Raw genomic sequence first — 15,262 nt, 5'->3', positions numbered from 1 at the left:
GGCTACCCGAAACTAGATGCGTTCACAACGTTTCACTGATCCCGCTATCACCCCGTAGCAAATGCACGTCACGCTGAAAGCGGGTATATCCAACGCGGTCAAAGAACTCTAATACCTGAATCGCACGCTTGCGCCCCAGCCCCGTCGCGTCGCGAAACGCCCCCGCCGACAGCGCGCCGCCCTGCTCCATCGCCAGCCGCGCAATCAGAAGCGCAAGTTCCCGCATCGAATCGCGGTGATAGAAAAGATCACGCACCACCTGATACACGTCGCCTTGCCGCGCAAGCTTGCGCAACAATGCGCGCACATCGTCTTCACGCTGACGCACCGAACTCGCCAGTTCACGCACCCATGGAGGGTCGTAGCGGCCAGCCTCGAGCAGGGGTAAAAGCATCTGTTTCAGCGCTTCTTCTCGCCGATCGAGCGAAACCGTATGCATCGGCAAATGCAGCCAGGGTCCACTCTTCGCCACCGCGCCGTCAACCACGAGCGTATTGATCAACGCACGCCACAACGCATCCGGCAAGAGCGGCGCAGCGATGCGCCGCAGGCGCGACGCGTCCGGCCCCTGCTCATCGGGAAAGCGCGTATGAAACTGCCGCAATGTGTCGACGATCTGCTCGCGCATTTGCACCCAGTGGTGTCGCAGCACGACAAACCCGTCATCGGCTACTTTACCGTGAAGCGCGATGTCGACCGCGTCATCAGGCCACGGCACCGCGTCGTGCGGCAACCCTGTCAAACATGTGAGCATCGAGCGCTGCATTCCGTGCGGCGCCTGCTCGAGCAATGGCACAATGCGCGCGTCATCGAGCCATATCCGTAACGCATCGAGCCATGCACGCCGCTCCGCAGTCCTGCGTTTGCGCGCCGGCCCGAAAGGATCGAGCACGCGTCCGCCGCCCACCGTGCGATTCGCCTGCGCGTTGCGCACGATAAAGCGGTCGCCTGGCAGCGCGCAGAGCGGCGTATCGAACACCAGTTGCACACGTGCTGTCTGCCCCGCGGTCAACGTATCGCCATCCAGCAACGCAACGTGCGCGACACGATGCGTCGCGCCCAGATGCACGTGCAAAGGCGTCCAGTGCTGTAACGTGAGCCCGGCGTCATCCAGCAGCGTCAATTCGACGTCCAGCCGCTCCGATAGCTTCGCGAGTCGCGCATCGACAATCCAGTCGCCGCGTTCGATCGCATCCTTGTCAATGCCGGCAAGGTTGAGCGCGCAACGTTGGCCCGCATGGCCGCTTTGCGTCGCGCGATTCTGCGCGTGAATGCTGCGTATCCGAACCGGCTTCAATGCGGGCGCAAGCATCAATGTGTCACCTGCCGCGACGTGTCCCGCGAACACTGTGCCGGTCACGATCGTCCCGTGGCCAGCAAGCGTAAACACACGGTCGACCGCCAGCCTGAACAGGCCGTCGTCGCGTCGCTCGTGCAACGCGAGCGACGCGTCGCGCAAGTACCGATCGAGTTGCACCACTCCCGTGTCGCCATCCGATGTCGCATTGGTTTCGAAAACCGGCGCGCCAGCGAATGTGGTGGACGCGAGCCACGCATCGATCTCGCGATGCACCTGCACAAGCCGCGCCGCATCGACGCGGTCGACCTTCGTCAACGCAATCGCACCACGTGTCACGCCAAGCAATTCGAGTATGGCCAGATGCTCGCGCGTTTGCGGCATGACGCCATCATCGGCGGCAATGACGAGCAGCGCAAAGTCGATTCCGCATGCGCCTGCCGCCATCGTATGGACCAGCTTTTCGTGTCCCGGCACATCGACTACGCCAAGCACATCGCCATTCGCGAGTGGCGTATACGCATAGCCGAGTTCAATCGAAATGCCGCGCGCTTTTTCTTCTTTCAGACGGTCGGTATCGACGCCCGTCAACGCGTGCACCAGCGTCGTCTTGCCGTGGTCGATGTGGCCCGCGGTGCCGACGATCATAGGCGCAACTCCGCGCATTGCGCGATAAACGCTGCCTCGTCCCCAGCCTCGAGGCAACGCAGGTCGAGCCGCAGCGTATCGTCCGCGATGCGGCCCAGCACCGGCCGCGGCAACTCACGCAGCCCCTTTTCCAGATGTACGAGCGCGCGGCCGCCGCGCCGCGCCGTCGCGACACGCAGCGCGACTCCATAGCTCGGCAATTGATCGACCGGCAACGCGCCACTCCCGATCTGGCTGAACATTGGCTCGACCGTCACCGCGTAGCGTTCGCCCAGCGCATGTTGCAGCGAAGGCTGCACACGCAATGCCGCCGCGTGCATATCGGTGGCCGGCCGTGTGAGCAAGCGCAGCGTCGTCAGTCTTTGAGCAAGAAATTCGGGTGCGCGATACAACCGCAGCACGGGTTCGAGCGCCGCGAGCGTGAGCTTGCCGACACGCAGCGCGCGCTTCAATGGGTGCTTCCTGATCTTGCGAATCAACGCTTCGCGCCCGACGATCAGCCCCGCCTGCGGCCCGCCGAGCAGCTTGTCGCCGCTGAACGTGACAAGATCGGCGCCCGCGTCGACGGTGCCGCGCACCGTCGGTTCGGCGGGCAGCCCCCATTGCGCGAGATCGATCAACGTGCCGCTGCCCAGATCGAATGCGACTGGCAGCGCGTGATGGTGTGCAATCTGCGCGAGTTCGTCGATCTCTACGCTCTTTGTGAAACCGCTGATCGCATAGTTACTGCAATGCACCTTCATCAGCAACGCGGTGCGCGCATTGATCGCCTCTTCATAGTCTTTCGCATGGGTGCGGTTGGTCGTACCGACCTCTCGCAGACGCGCGCCGGCGCGCGCCATGATGTCCGGGATGCGAAACGCACCGCCTATCTCGACCAGTTCTCCGCGCGAAACGACAACTTCCTTCTTCGATGCGAGCGCGGATAAGGTCAGCAACACCGCAGCGGCATTGTTGTTGACGACCGTCGCGGCCTCGGCGCCGGTCAGTTCGCAGATCAGATCTTCGATCAGGTCGTCGCGATCGCCCCGTGCTCCGGTCGCGAGATCGAACTCCAGGTTCGCCGGCCGTGTCAGTACGTCGATCACTGAACGCACCGCTTCGTCGGGCAGCAGCGCGCGTCCGAGATTCGTATGCAATACGGTGCCGGTCAGATTGAACACCGTACGCAGATGACCGCGGGCACGCTGTTCGAGAAGAGCACTTGCGCGCGCAACGATCTGTGCGTCATAGCGGGTGGCCGCCTCGGACGCATCCGCGTCGCCACCGGCAGACGCCGCAACATCGGCATCTACATCCGCAAGCAATTCCGCGCGCAGCGCGTCAAGCGACACGCGCACTGCCTCGACCGCCTGCGTGCGCCCATACGCTTGCGTCAACGCCTGCACCGCGTGCATCGACATCACGCGCTCGACCGCGGGCACACTCGCAAGACGTGCGCGCCGCCGCTCACTCGTTGCCGCATCGCTCACCCGGGCCTCCCCGCTCAACGGTCCGACGCCACTTCAGGCCACAGCAGCGGATTGGGCCCGCTGCGCTCGTAGCCCGCTTCGTTCATCAGCAAATCGAGCGTCAGGCTCGCGAGATCGTCGGCGAGCGGCTCGATATCGAAGTCTTTTTCCTGGTAGCCGATCTTTCGATAGGTATGGCATTCGTCGCACGATTCGGCCTTCCACGCCTCGCTGCCGCCTTCGATGCTGTGGTAAGCAATGCCCTTCGTCGAATCGCAGTTAGAGCATTTGACGCGAACCATATGCGCTTCAGTGCCGCACAGCCCGCATTGCAGATAGCGATAACCCTGGTACGGCCCACCTATGCGCACGACGCTGGCCACCGGCTGCGCGCCGCACACCGGGCACGCGCCCGGCGTATCGAGGTACGGAATGTCGTGCACATCGAAGCGGGTAGCGAGATCGGTCCACACCACCTGGAGCGCCGCCGTGATGAACGGCGCGGTGGCCGGCTCGACTTCATTGAAGCGCTGCGCAAGAATCGCGTCGGCCTGCGCATCGAGTTCGGCAGCGCCCATCAAGCGCAATGCATCGATCGCCTTGCCGAGCGCCGGCGCCACCGGACCCGAACTTTCAACGCGATCGAGCAAACGCTGCAGCACATCGCGCCACGCCGGATCGCGATCCGGCGATAGCGCGGGTACGAGCGGCATCGAATTGCGCTGGGCTTGCTCAATCGTTTCAGCGGACGGCATCGCCGCTTCAAATTTGGCGAGCACCTGCTGCTGCGCATCGGCCAACGACGCCATCAGCCGCAGATAGCCGCCGATCGGATTGCCGGTCGCGAGCTTGCGCAAGCGCGCCGCACGCGTCGTAAAGCAGGAAATCCGTTCGGGCAGGCGGATACGTGGAATGGCCGACTGATCGAGCGATTCGATCTGCGCTGGGTCGAGTATGCGCTGCACCAATTGCGGGACTCCCCGTTATGCATGACACGATTGGCATACTTAAGCGTTTGACTTCCGGCACGCTGTGCACAGATTCTCGCGCCGGTTTCGTTTGTCAGCAATAGGAGCAAAACCGCAAGCGTTTCCCCGTGGCATCCGCTATTTGATGCTCTCCCGGAACCAGCGCGGATGATGTTTTCTGGCCCAGCCGAGCGTGACCGTTCCGCGCAACATCGCGTCGACCGAGCCTTTGACCCAGATCGCCGCATAAATATGCACAATGATGCCGACGATCAACACGAACGCCGCGATTGCATGGATCAACGCCGAGGCTCGCACAACACCGATCGGAAAATAGAACGAAAAATATGCCCGCCAGATCACAATGCCGCTTAGCAACAGCAACACGAGACAGACCACCATCACGAAGAACAGTAACTTCTGTCCGGCATTGTAGCGGCCGATTTCTGGTAGTTTTTCTTCACGATTGGCGAGCACGTCGTTCATTTGCCGCATCCATTGCCAGTCGCTTTTGTCGAGATAGTTGTGATGCCAGAAACGCACGGCGAGGATCAGGAAAGACACGAACATGACGATGCCGATAAATGGATGCAGAATGCGCGTCCACTGGCCGCCGCCCAATATTCCGGACAACCAGAACATCGACGGATGGAACATCGACAAGCCGGACAGCGCGAGCAGCACGAACGTGATCGCGGTAATCCAGTGGTTCGTGCGCTCGTTCGGCGTATAGCGCACGATGAGGTTCGGATCGTGATCTTTCATTTGGTCGGCTCCTCGGTCTTCCCTTCAGGATTGTCGACGGGTTGCGTTCCGCGCTGCTCCCTGATTCTGCGCGCTTCGTCGCGTGCGGCGACTTCGTCGTCCTCGGTCACTTCGTTCGGTCCGACGCGCGTGTAATGGAAGAAGCCCGCTAGCGCGGTGAACGCCATCACGGCCAGCGCGACCGGCTTTGCGATGCCCTTCCACACGCGCACCATCGGGCTGATGGTCGGGAAGTCCGGCAAGCCGTGGTAAAGCGACGGCTGGTCCGCGTGATGCAACACGTACATCACGTGCGTGCCGCCGACCCCTTCCGGATTGTAGAGACCGGCCTTTTCGAAACCGCGCGACTTCAGATCGACAATACGTTCTTCCGCATGCGCAATCATGTCCGTCTTGGTGCCGAACACGATTGCGCCGGTCGGGCACGTCTTCACGCAGGCAGGTTCCTGCCCCACCGCGACGCGATCCGAACACAGCGTGCACTTGTAAACACGGCGATCCGCCTGCGACATACGCGGAATATTGAACGGACACCCCGCGATGCAAAAACCGCAGCCAATGCAGTTTTCCTCGTGGAAATCGACGATGCCGTTCGTGTACTGAACGATCGCCCCCGGTGACGGACACGCCTTCAGACACCCCGGGTCCGCGCAATGCATGCAGCCGTCCTTGCGGATCAGCCATTCGAGATTGCCGTTCGGGTTGTCGTACTCGGCAAAGCGCATAACCGTCCATGAATGCTCGGTCAGATCGGGCGGATTATCGTAAACGCCCCTGTTGATGCCGATTTCGTCGCGCAAGTCGTTCCACTCCATGCACGCGGTCTGGCACGCCTTGCAGCCGATGCATTTGCTGACATCGATCAGCTTCGCGACGCTGCCGGTGGCCGGCTCGCGCGCCGTTGGCGGCTGCACGGTGGTCGCCGATTGACGTCTGATATCGAGTGATTGCAGTGCCATGACGCCCCCTATGCCTTCTCGACTTTCACGAGGAACGACTTGAACTCCGGCGTCTGCGTATTCGCGTCGCCGACGAACGGTGTCAGCGTATTCGTCAGATAGCCGGGTCTGGCGAGGCCCTTGAACCCCCAGTGCAGCGGAATGCCGACATGCTGGATCTTCTTGCCGTCGACCATCAACGGCTTGATCCGCTTGGTCACGACTGCCACCGCGACGATATGGCCGCGATTGCTCGACACCTTCACCCGATCGCCCGCGACCACCCCGATGTCTTTTGCAAGGTCTTCGCCGATTTCGACGAACTGCTGCGGCTGGATGATCGCGTTGAGACGCGCGTGCTTGGTCCAGAAGTGGAAATGCTCGGTGATCCGGTAGGTCGTCGCGACTTGCGGAAAATCGGCCGCCTTGCCCAGCGCCGCGCGATCGTCGGGAAATATCCGCGCGCCCGGGTTATTCGTCGCAAGCGGATTTTGCGGATGGAACGGGTTGTATCCGAGCGGCGTTTCGAACGGCTCATAGTGCTCGGGGAACGGTCCTTCGTTCATCATGTCGCGCGCGAAGAAGCGCGCAACGCCTTCCGGGTTCATGATGAACGGCCCCATGCCGCCGTCCGGGTTCTCGTCCAGCTTGAAGTCGGGAATATCGGCGCCGCTCCACGTCTTACCATTCCATGCGATCAGCTTGCGCGACGGGTCGAACGGTTTGCCATTCGGGTCGCACGAAGCGCGGTTGTACAACACGCGCCGGTTTGCCGGCCACGCCCATGCCCAGTTCAGCGACTGGCCGATGCCGGTCGGATCGGCGTTGTCGCGCCGCCCCATCTGGTTGCCCGCCTGGGTCCACGAGCCGCAGAAAATCCAGCAGCCGCTCGCGGTCGAACCGTCGTCGCGCAACATCGCGAATCCCGGCAGCTGGTCGCCGGCTTTCGCGAGCACTTTGGTCGAATCTTTGGGATCGGTTACGTCGGCCAGCGCCTTGCCGTTGAACTCCATGGCGATCTCGTCGGGCGTCGGGCTATCGGCGTGCACATATGGCCAGCTCAGCTTGAGCAGCGGATCGGGGTACTTGCCGCCGTTCTTCTGATACAGCGCGCGCATCCGCACGAAAATGCCGGACATGATCTCGAGGTCGCTTTTCGCGTCGCCCGGCGGCTGCGCGCCTTGCCAGTGCCATTGCAGCACCCGCGACGAGCTGACAAGTGAGCCGCGCTCCTCCGCAAAGCAGGTAGTCGGCAGCCGGAACACCTCAGTCTGGATCTGCGACGAATCGACATTGTTGAATTCGCCATAGTTTTTCCAGAACTCGGACGTCTCGGTGGCGAGGGGGTCCATGATCACGAGCCATTTCAGTTTCGAGAACGCGGCGGTCATCTTCGCCTTGTTCGGTGCCGACGCAAGCGGGTTGAACCCCTGCGCGAGGTAGCCATTGACCTTGCCCTGCGCCATCAGCTCGTAGATCTGCAGCATGTCGTACGGCTTGTCGAGCTTCGGTAGATAGTCGTAGCCCCAGTTGTTGTCGGCCGTGGCCGCATCGCCATACCACGACTTCATCATGCTGACGAAGAACGCCTTGTAGTTTTTCCAGTAACTCAGCTGGTTGGGCCGCAATGGCTGTGACGCGCGCTTCTTGATGTAGCCGTCGAAGTCCTGTTCGCCCTCGTTCGGCAACGTCATATAGCCGGTCAGCAGGTTCGACATCAAACCGAGGTCCGTCAGCCCCTGAATGTTCGAGTGCCCGCGCAACGCGTTCATCCCGCCGCCCGACACGCCGATGTTGCCCAGCAGCAATTGCACCATCGCGCCGCAGCGGATCATCTGCGAGCCGATCGTGTGCTGCGTCCAGCCGAGCGCATACATGATCGTGCCAGCGCGGTTCGGCGTGGCGGTCGTCGCTAGCATTTCGCAGACCTTTAGAAACTTGTCCTTCGGCGTTCCGCATACCTTTTCGACCATCTCGGGCGTATAGCGCGAGTAGTGCTGCTTCATCAGGTTGTACACGCAACGAGGGTTCTGCAACGACGGATCGGTTTTTACAAAACCGTCGTCACCCAGTTCGTAGTCCCATGATGTTTTATCCGTGTACTTGTGAGCTTTGTCGTCAAAGCCTGAGTAGAGGCCGTCGTTGAACGCAAAGTCCTCGCGCACGAGGAACGTGAAGTCCGTGTAGTTCTTCACGTATTCGTGCTGGATCTTGTCGTTGGTGAGCAAATAGTTGATCACCCCGCCCAGAAATGCGATGTCGCTGCCGGTCCGGATCGGCACATACAGGTCCGCGACCGATGCGGTTCGGTTAAAGCGCGGATCGACGACGATCAGTTTCGCGCCTCGATGCGCCTTCGCCTCGGTGACCCATTTGAAACCGCATGGATGCGCCTCGGCTGAATCGCCGCCCATTACCAGAATCACGTCTGCGTTGCGGATGTCGACCCAATGGTTCGTCATCGCACCGCGGCCAAACGTCGGGGCAAGACCTGCCACCGTCGGGCCGTGTCAGACACGCGCCTGGTTGTCGAATGCGAGCATCCCGGTCGCGCGGATCACCTTGTGCGTCAGATAGCCGACCTCGTTACTGCTCGCGGACGCAGCGAGCATGCCGGTCGTCAGCCAGCGGTTCACCTTTTTGCCATCCGCGGTCGACTCGATGAAATTCGCATCGCGATCGTCTTTCATCAGCTTCGCGATGCGATCGAGCGCATCGTTCCACGAGATTGGCTGCCAGTCTTTCGCACCGGCGGGCCGATACTCGGGAATCGTCAGGCGGCTTTCGCTATGGATGAAATCGATCAGGCTAGCGCCCTTCGGACACAGCGTGCCTCGATTGACCGGGTGGTCCGGATCGCCTTCGATATGAAAGATGCTCGCGCTGACATTCTTCGCGCCGTCGCCGAGGCCGTACATCAGGATGCCGCAGCCGACTGAGCAGTACGGGCACGTATTGCGGGTTTCGGTGGCGCGCGACAGCTTGTACTGTCGCACTTCGGCAAGCGCGACATCCGGCGAAAAGCCGAGCAACGCCAGGCTCGATCCCGCCAATGTGGTGGCACTCACCTTCAGGAACTGACGCCGGGACATCTGTAGCATGGAAGCCCTCGCGCTCGGTTGTGTGGGGTACCAAAAAGTATAAGTCGTTTATTTTGATCTGTTTACATCGTTAAACATGCGGGAAAACACGCGTTAATCTGATACACATAGCGCACTGCAGCAACAGGCATAGCACTTGCACGGGTACCCGCGGGCAGCGGGCGAAGCGCAGCCCGTTCAGCGCGCAGCGATGCATCCTGCGTCATGCCTTCCGTCACAAGGGATCGCCATGGAACTCGAATCTCTTTCCGCCGACAAGCTGCATCGCGCCGCCCGGCTGCATGCATCGTGGGCCGTCGGCGCGTGCCGCCAGTTCATCGAGAATCGCTGCCCGGCGATGGCCGCGAGCATCGCGTTCTATGCGGCGTTCTCGCTCGCGCCGACGCTCGTGATGGTGATCGCGGTCGCGGGATGGTTTCTCGGCGGCGAGGCCGCGAGGGGCGAGTTGTACCGCGAAGTGCATGACGTGCTCGGCAACGATGCGGCGTCGGCAATCACAACCATCGTGCAGAACGCGCACCGCAGCGGCAGCGCGGGCGGCGCGGCAGCGGTGATCTCGTTCGTGATGCTGGCGATCGGTGCGTCCGCAACTTTTTCGTCGCTGAACAGCGCACTCAATATCGTCTGGCCGTCCAGCGGGCCGCGCGCATCGAGCGTGATGGCGCTCGTGCGGACCAGGCTGATCTCGTTCAGCCTCGTGCTCGGCGTCGCGTTCCTGCTGATCGTATCGCTGGTGCTCGATGCGGCGATCACGTTCATCGGCAACTGGCTGTGGGGCGATTCACCGACCATCGTGTTCGGCAATCTGCTGCAACTGGCAGTGGGGCTGCTGGTGCTGTCGCTCGCCTTCGCCGCATTGCTGAAGTTTCTGCCCGACGCACCCGTGCGCTGGCGCGACGCGCTGGTGGGCGGCATCGTCGCGGCGGTGCTGTTCTCCGCGGGCAAGAAGCTGTTCGCGCTTTATCTCGCGCATGCCGGCATGGCGAACTCGTTCGGCGCGGCGGGTTCACTCGCAGTGCTGCTGATGTGGCTGTACTTCTCGGCGCTCGTGCTGTTGCTCGGCGCGGAATTCGCGGCAGCGCGCGGCCGGCTGCACGACCCGCGCGGCGCGTGGGCGTTTCTGCAGCAGACGCCGCCGGGCAGCCGCGCGATGATCGCGTCGGTGCTCGCCGCGCCGACCGCCGGCGTGAATCCGGCGCGCGGCGCCAAGGTGATGCGCGGCAGGTCGTCTCATCCCGCCGCAGCGACGGAAACAGACGGCGCGCAGCTGGGTACGGCATCGGCTATCGCTACCAGTGCTGACGGCGCCCGGCGACGGCCCATGTTCCGCAAGGCCGTCCGTATGGGACGCTCGGTCGTGCATGCGGAAACGCGCGCGACGCATGCGGCGGCCGTGAGCCTGGTGCACGCAGGCCGTACCGCAGTCGCCGCGGACCGCTACGTGCGGCGCCATCCATGGAGTTCGGTGCTGGTCGCGGCAGGCACGGCGATCATCGTTGCCGCGATGTCCGGCCGCCGTGGCGGCGGACGCTAGATCTCCGAACGCATCCGCGTACCTGTCGCCTCGGCTTGTCAAACCACATTTCAAGAATGTTGTCCACTCGCACAATCTCGAAAGCCATCAGACAGGCTGTTTACCTAGCTGCTCCAGGCAGCGGTTCCGCCTAGACAACTACATTACATATAGCTTTCATAAAACACCGACTTATGCAACTGGCGACGGATATCATCTACCAAAACAACAATAATGCTAGTTAGACGATAAAACATTGCTGTAATTGCAATAATCACGATTAGTCTTGTGAGACAAGGCTTTCCGCGACCTGTCACATTTTCGATACACCTTTATTTTTTTCGTTTCTTGTGCGTCAACCCCCTGCGTTATTCTCCGTTTCGCAACAACTAAACAATCATTTGCGTGGAGATTTGGATGAAACGAATCGCACTGTCTACCCTCTCGCTGGCTCTGCTAGGTGCTGCCAGCGCGGCGCACGCCCAGAGCAGCGTGACCCTGTACGGCTTGATCGACGACTCGTTCCAGTGGGTGCACAACGCCGACACGGACAACAACAACCTGTATCACCTCGCGGCCGGCAACATGCAAGGTAGCCGTTGGGGTTTGAAAGGTACTGAAGATCTGGGTGGCGGCCTGAAGGCGATTTTCCAGTTGGAAAACGGCTTCGACCCGAACAGCGGCAGGCTCGGTCAGGGCGGTCGCCTGTTCGGCCGTCAGGCCTATGTTGGCGTGACGCATGACGCGTACGGTACGGTCACGTTGGGCCGCCAGTACGACCCGCTGGTCGATATGGTCCAGCCGCTGACGGCTGATAACTTCTTCGGCAGCACGTTCACCACGCCGGGCGACGTCGACAACAACGACAACAGCTCGCGTACGAACAACGCAGTGAAGTACGTGTCGCCGGTGTGGAGCGGCTTCCAGTTCGAAGGCATGTACGCGTTCGGCGGTGTGGCCGGCACGACGGGCTCGGGTCAGACCTGGTCCGGCGCGGCAACGTACGGCACGGGTCCGTTCAGCGTCGCTGCGGGCTACATCCGCATGGACAACGCGAACGGCTTCGCGGCACGCGGCGGCGTCGCTCCGACGGCGGCCAACCCGGACGGCACGCTGCCGGGCTGGAGCACGGGCGCTACGTCGGACGCAACGTTTGACGGCTCGACGATCAACGGCGCGTACGCATCGGCGAAGTCGATCAGCATCTCGTCGGCGGCGGCTCAGTACGTCGCGGGTCCGTTCACGTTCAACGCACGCTACAGCTTCGCGCAATACAAGCCGGACGGTTTCTCGGCGTTCACCGAACAGGCGAAGTTCAACGTGGTCGGCGGTTACGTCGGTTACCAGATGTCGCCGGCCCTGCTGCTGGGTCTGGGCTACATCTGGACGCACGAGTCGGGCGACGTGTCGGCGAACTATCACCAGGTGTCGGCTGGCGCAGACTACAATCTGTCGAAGCGTACCGACCTGTACCTGATCGGCGCATGGCAGCACGCCGGCGGCACGCAGCGTACCGGCCCGAACTCGACCGCGGACGCAGTGGCATCGGTCGGTTCGTATGGCTTCCAGGCAGGTTCGGACACGCAAGCCATCGTCAGCATCGGTATCCGTCACAAGTTCTAATAAGCAACAACAAGCTGCGCAGCTGAAGCTCCATGCTGCGGTTCGAAGCCAGCCTAAGGCGCAAGCCGCAGGCTGGCTTTTTTCTTCGGTGACGCGAATCAGGCTGGTCAACGCGCGGCCGCACAGCTGCCGCTGCGGCGGGACAGCATGCGACGATGGCGGCCAGAGTTAGCGCCGTGCTTTCGGCTTGTCCGCCTGCGCCAGCGTCTGTGCGGGGCGCGCATCGACAGCGCCATGCGCGGTGCTCGCCGGCGCGCGAAACAGCACTGCGTCGTCTTCCAGATCGGCGTGCGGAATCGCCGCGGCATCCTGCCAGTCCGGGTCGGGAATCTCGCCGAATACCTGGCGCAGCCGCTCGCCCCATGTGCGGTGAATCATCTGGTAATACGCGTTGTCCTGCGTGATCGTCACGAAGCGGGTGACGCGCAGCGTGTCCTTCTGATAGACCAGCAGGTCGAGCGGCAAACCGACCGACAGGTTCGAGCGTAGCGTCGAATCCATCGAGATCAACGCGCATTTGGCCGCTTCGTCGAGCGGTGTTTGCGGCACCAGCACGCGGTCGATGATCGGCTTGCCGTACTTCGATTCGCCGATCTGGAAGTACGGGTTCACGCTCGACGCTTCGATGAAATTGCCGGCCGCGTAGATCATGAACAGGCGCGCACGCGGCGGCGGCGTGCGCGAACCGGCGGCCTCTACATCCTGCGCGATCTGTCCGCCGAGAATAAAGCTGCAATTGAATTCGACGCTGAAATCGTTCAGCGCCTGGGCTTCGCGCTGATGCACGCTGCGCACCGCGCGACCGACCACGCGCGCCGCATCGGGCATCGTCGGTACGTTCCACAGCGTCGGCTCGGCCGGGTCTGACGGTTCGGACAATTCGCGCAGCACCGCCTGCGTGAGCGACAGATTGCCGGCGGCAAGCAGTACCAGCACGCGCTCGCCCGGCTGTTCGAACACGGACATCTTGCGCGCCGTGCTGATATGGTCGACGCCGGCGTTAGTCCGCGTGTCCGACAGGAACACGAGTCCTTCATCGACGCTCAGTGCGACGCAATACGTCATGACAAACCTCTGAAGGCGACCGGACGCCGCCATTGTATGCGCGCCACGCGCCGCCGGCCCTTAACCTGGCCACTGCGTCGCGCGCGTTCGCGCTCGTTGTTATTGAGGCGACAGTTCCTGTGCGCTCACCGAGACCGAGACGTCGAGGCGCTCGCCGAGCCCGCCAATGCGCCGCCCACGCACCGGCGACGCCGCTTCGTAGTCGCGCGCCGCCGCGAGCCGGCAATAGACATCCGTCGCGAATGCCGCGTGCGTGACATCGACCGACACCCAGCCGAGGCCGTCCAGCCATACATCGACCCATGCGTGGCTCGCGGCGTCATCGACCTCGCCGTGTTCGATATAGCCGCTCACGTAGCGCGCCGGCACGCCGCGCGCACGGCAGCAGGCGAGCATCAGGTGCGTGTGGTCCTGGCAAACACCCCGGCCAAGCGCGAGTGCCTGCGCGGCGGTGCTCGTGACCGCGGTAATGCCGGCCTCGAATGGCACACGTTCGACGATCCGCTCGGCGAGCGCGATCAGCGCGCCGGGTGTTCCAAGCGGCGGTACCGAATGCGCGAGCTCGCAGATCGCCGGATCGGCGTCGGTCAATCGGGTTGCGCACGTATAGTGCTCGAGCGGAATCGGACCGGCGTCGTCGTGCAGGCGCCCGCCGATAAGCGGCATCGTGTCGACTTCGCCCGACACCTGCACGCGGATCTCATCGTGCGGCCGGTTCAGCACCAGCGTGTGGAGCACGTTGCCATACGCGTCGAAGGTCGAATCGAGCTTGCCCGGCGCGTCGAGAAACCAGCGCCGCACGGTCTGCGACGCGCCGCTGACGGGCGTCAGCCGCAATTGCTGGATCGAATAGTGGACTGTCGCGTCGTAGCGATAGACCGTATCGTGGCGGATCGTCATAAACATACGGGCACTCCGTCAGGCCACCGGCAACAACAGATAGGTACGCGCGACCATGTTGCCGAGTTCGAATACGCGCGCGAGGAACTGTGTGAGCCACGCATGCAGTCCCGCTTCGAAGATCTGCCGGATATCGGCATACAGCAGCTCCGCACGCAGCTTGCCTGCAAAGCGTTCGCACTGGGTCGAGCCCTGGGTGCGCAGCATCGCGAGATTCGCGCAGACGCCGTCAAGCGATGCGAGCAGCGAACGCGGCATCTGCGAATTGAGGATCATCAGCTCGACCACTCGCGCTGGCGTGACGACGTCGCGATATACCTTGCGGTAAATCTCCAGCGCGGATACCGAACTCAGAATCGACGTCCAGTAATAGAAGTCTTCGAGCTGGCGTGCCGCGTCGCGCGAATTGGGCGCTGCGTCCGCGAAACGGACATCGAGGATGCGCGCGGTGTTGTCCGCGCGCTCGAGAAAGGTGCCCAGTTGTGTGAAGAAAAACGCGTCGTCCTGCAGCGCGGTTCCGAGTGTCACGCCACGCGACAGGTGCGAGCGGAACTTCACCCATTCGAACAGCGCGGCCGGATTGCTGGTCAGTTGCCCCGCCGCCGTCTGCTCGTTGAACTCGAGCCACGTGTCGTTGATCGTCTCCCACCACTCGGTCGTGAGGGTTCCGCGCACCGCGCGGGCATTTTCACGCGCCGCGTGCAGGCACGACTGGATACTCGACGGATTCGCGTCGTCGATCACCATAAAGGCGAGCACGTTCTCGCGCGTCGGCTCCGCGTGACGCTGCGCGAATGCCTCTTCGAGCTCGGAGATACGCAGCACCGCTCGCTGCGCACGTGCCTCCTGTTCAGGCGTCTGCGGCAGCAACTGCGCTTTCAGGTTGATGTCGAGCATACGCGCGGTGTTCTCCGCGCGCTCCATATAGCGTGCCATCCAGAACAGGTGGTCGGCGGTGCGGCTCAGCATGATGGCGTTCCGTTTGTCGATCGG

The 15,262-nt window shown here is 62.4% G+C and carries 11 protein-coding genes; 2 read left to right on the top strand and 9 right to left on the bottom strand.

Going from position 1 to position 15,262, the window contains the following annotated elements:
* Positions 1–22: 22 nt before the first annotated feature.
* From selB to fdnG, 6 genes are all read right to left on the bottom strand, one after another.
* A complete protein-coding gene (gene selB, locus BX592_RS08965) occupies positions 23–1,945 on the bottom strand; it encodes a selenocysteine-specific translation elongation factor (RefSeq protein ID WP_134191301.1) in 1,923 nt (640 codons plus the stop codon).
* A complete protein-coding gene (selA, locus tag BX592_RS08960; protein WP_134191300.1) occupies positions 1,942–3,417 on the bottom strand; it encodes an L-seryl-tRNA(Sec) selenium transferase in 1,476 nt (491 codons plus the stop codon). The genes selB and selA overlap by 4 nt, the downstream gene beginning before the upstream one ends.
* A gap of 14 nt (positions 3,418–3,431) precedes the next feature.
* On the bottom strand, positions 3,432–4,364 hold the full coding sequence (fdhE, locus tag BX592_RS08955) for a formate dehydrogenase accessory protein FdhE (RefSeq protein WP_134191299.1): 933 nt from the start codon (positions 4,362–4,364) through the stop codon (positions 3,432–3,434).
* A 138-nt stretch (positions 4,365–4,502) separates the two neighbouring features.
* A complete protein-coding gene (locus BX592_RS08950) occupies positions 4,503–5,129 on the bottom strand; it encodes a formate dehydrogenase subunit gamma (RefSeq protein ID WP_134191298.1) in 627 nt (208 codons plus the stop codon).
* Positions 5,126–6,088: a formate dehydrogenase subunit beta gene (gene fdxH, locus BX592_RS08945; RefSeq protein WP_134191297.1), complete on the bottom strand. Its 963-nt coding sequence runs from the start codon at positions 6,086–6,088 to the stop codon at positions 5,126–5,128. The genes BX592_RS08950 and fdxH overlap by 4 nt, the downstream gene beginning before the upstream one ends.
* Positions 6,089–6,096: 8 nt before the next feature.
* Complete coding sequence (fdnG, locus tag BX592_RS08940; RefSeq protein WP_166676323.1) at positions 6,097–9,168, bottom strand: formate dehydrogenase-N subunit alpha; 3,072 nt, start codon at positions 9,166–9,168, stop codon at positions 6,097–6,099.
* A gap of 229 nt (positions 9,169–9,397) precedes the next feature.
* On the opposite strand from fdnG, the gene BX592_RS08930 reads away from it, so the two are divergent.
* Together BX592_RS08930 and BX592_RS08925 are read left to right on the top strand one after the other, a co-directional pair.
* Entirely contained in the window at positions 9,398–10,702 is a 1,305-nt protein-coding gene (locus BX592_RS08930; protein WP_134191294.1) for a YhjD/YihY/BrkB family envelope integrity protein, read from the top strand.
* A 396-nt stretch (positions 10,703–11,098) separates the two neighbouring features.
* On the top strand, positions 11,099–12,304 hold the full coding sequence (locus BX592_RS08925) for a porin (protein ID WP_134191293.1): 1,206 nt from the start codon (positions 11,099–11,101) through the stop codon (positions 12,302–12,304).
* A 168-nt stretch (positions 12,305–12,472) separates the two neighbouring features.
* On the opposite strand, the gene BX592_RS08920 is transcribed toward BX592_RS08925, so the two are convergent.
* The 3 genes from BX592_RS08920 to BX592_RS08910 all read right to left on the bottom strand — a co-directional run bounded on the left by BX592_RS08920 (position 12,473) and on the right by BX592_RS08910 (position 15,238).
* A complete protein-coding gene (locus tag BX592_RS08920) occupies positions 12,473–13,369 on the bottom strand; it encodes a proteasome-type protease (RefSeq protein ID WP_134191292.1) in 897 nt (298 codons plus the stop codon).
* Between the two features lie 99 nt (positions 13,370–13,468).
* Positions 13,469–14,275 (bottom strand): transglutaminase family protein, encoded by an 807-nt coding sequence (locus tag BX592_RS08915; RefSeq protein WP_134191291.1) that lies wholly within the window; start codon positions 14,273–14,275, stop codon positions 13,469–13,471.
* 12 nt (positions 14,276–14,287) lie between these two features.
* Positions 14,288–15,238 carry an alpha-E domain-containing protein gene (locus BX592_RS08910; protein WP_134191290.1) on the bottom strand — a complete coding sequence of 317 codons (951 nt, stop codon included), beginning with the start codon at positions 15,236–15,238 and terminating at the stop codon, positions 14,288–14,290.
* Positions 15,239–15,262 lie beyond the last annotated feature (24 nt).

The organism is Paraburkholderia rhizosphaerae (assembly GCF_004366595.1).
Lineage (GTDB): Bacteria > Pseudomonadota > Gammaproteobacteria > Burkholderiales > Burkholderiaceae > Paraburkholderia > Paraburkholderia rhizosphaerae.
Note: the sequence above shows the minus strand (reverse complement) of the source record. Positions and strands in the feature narration are given on the sequence as shown.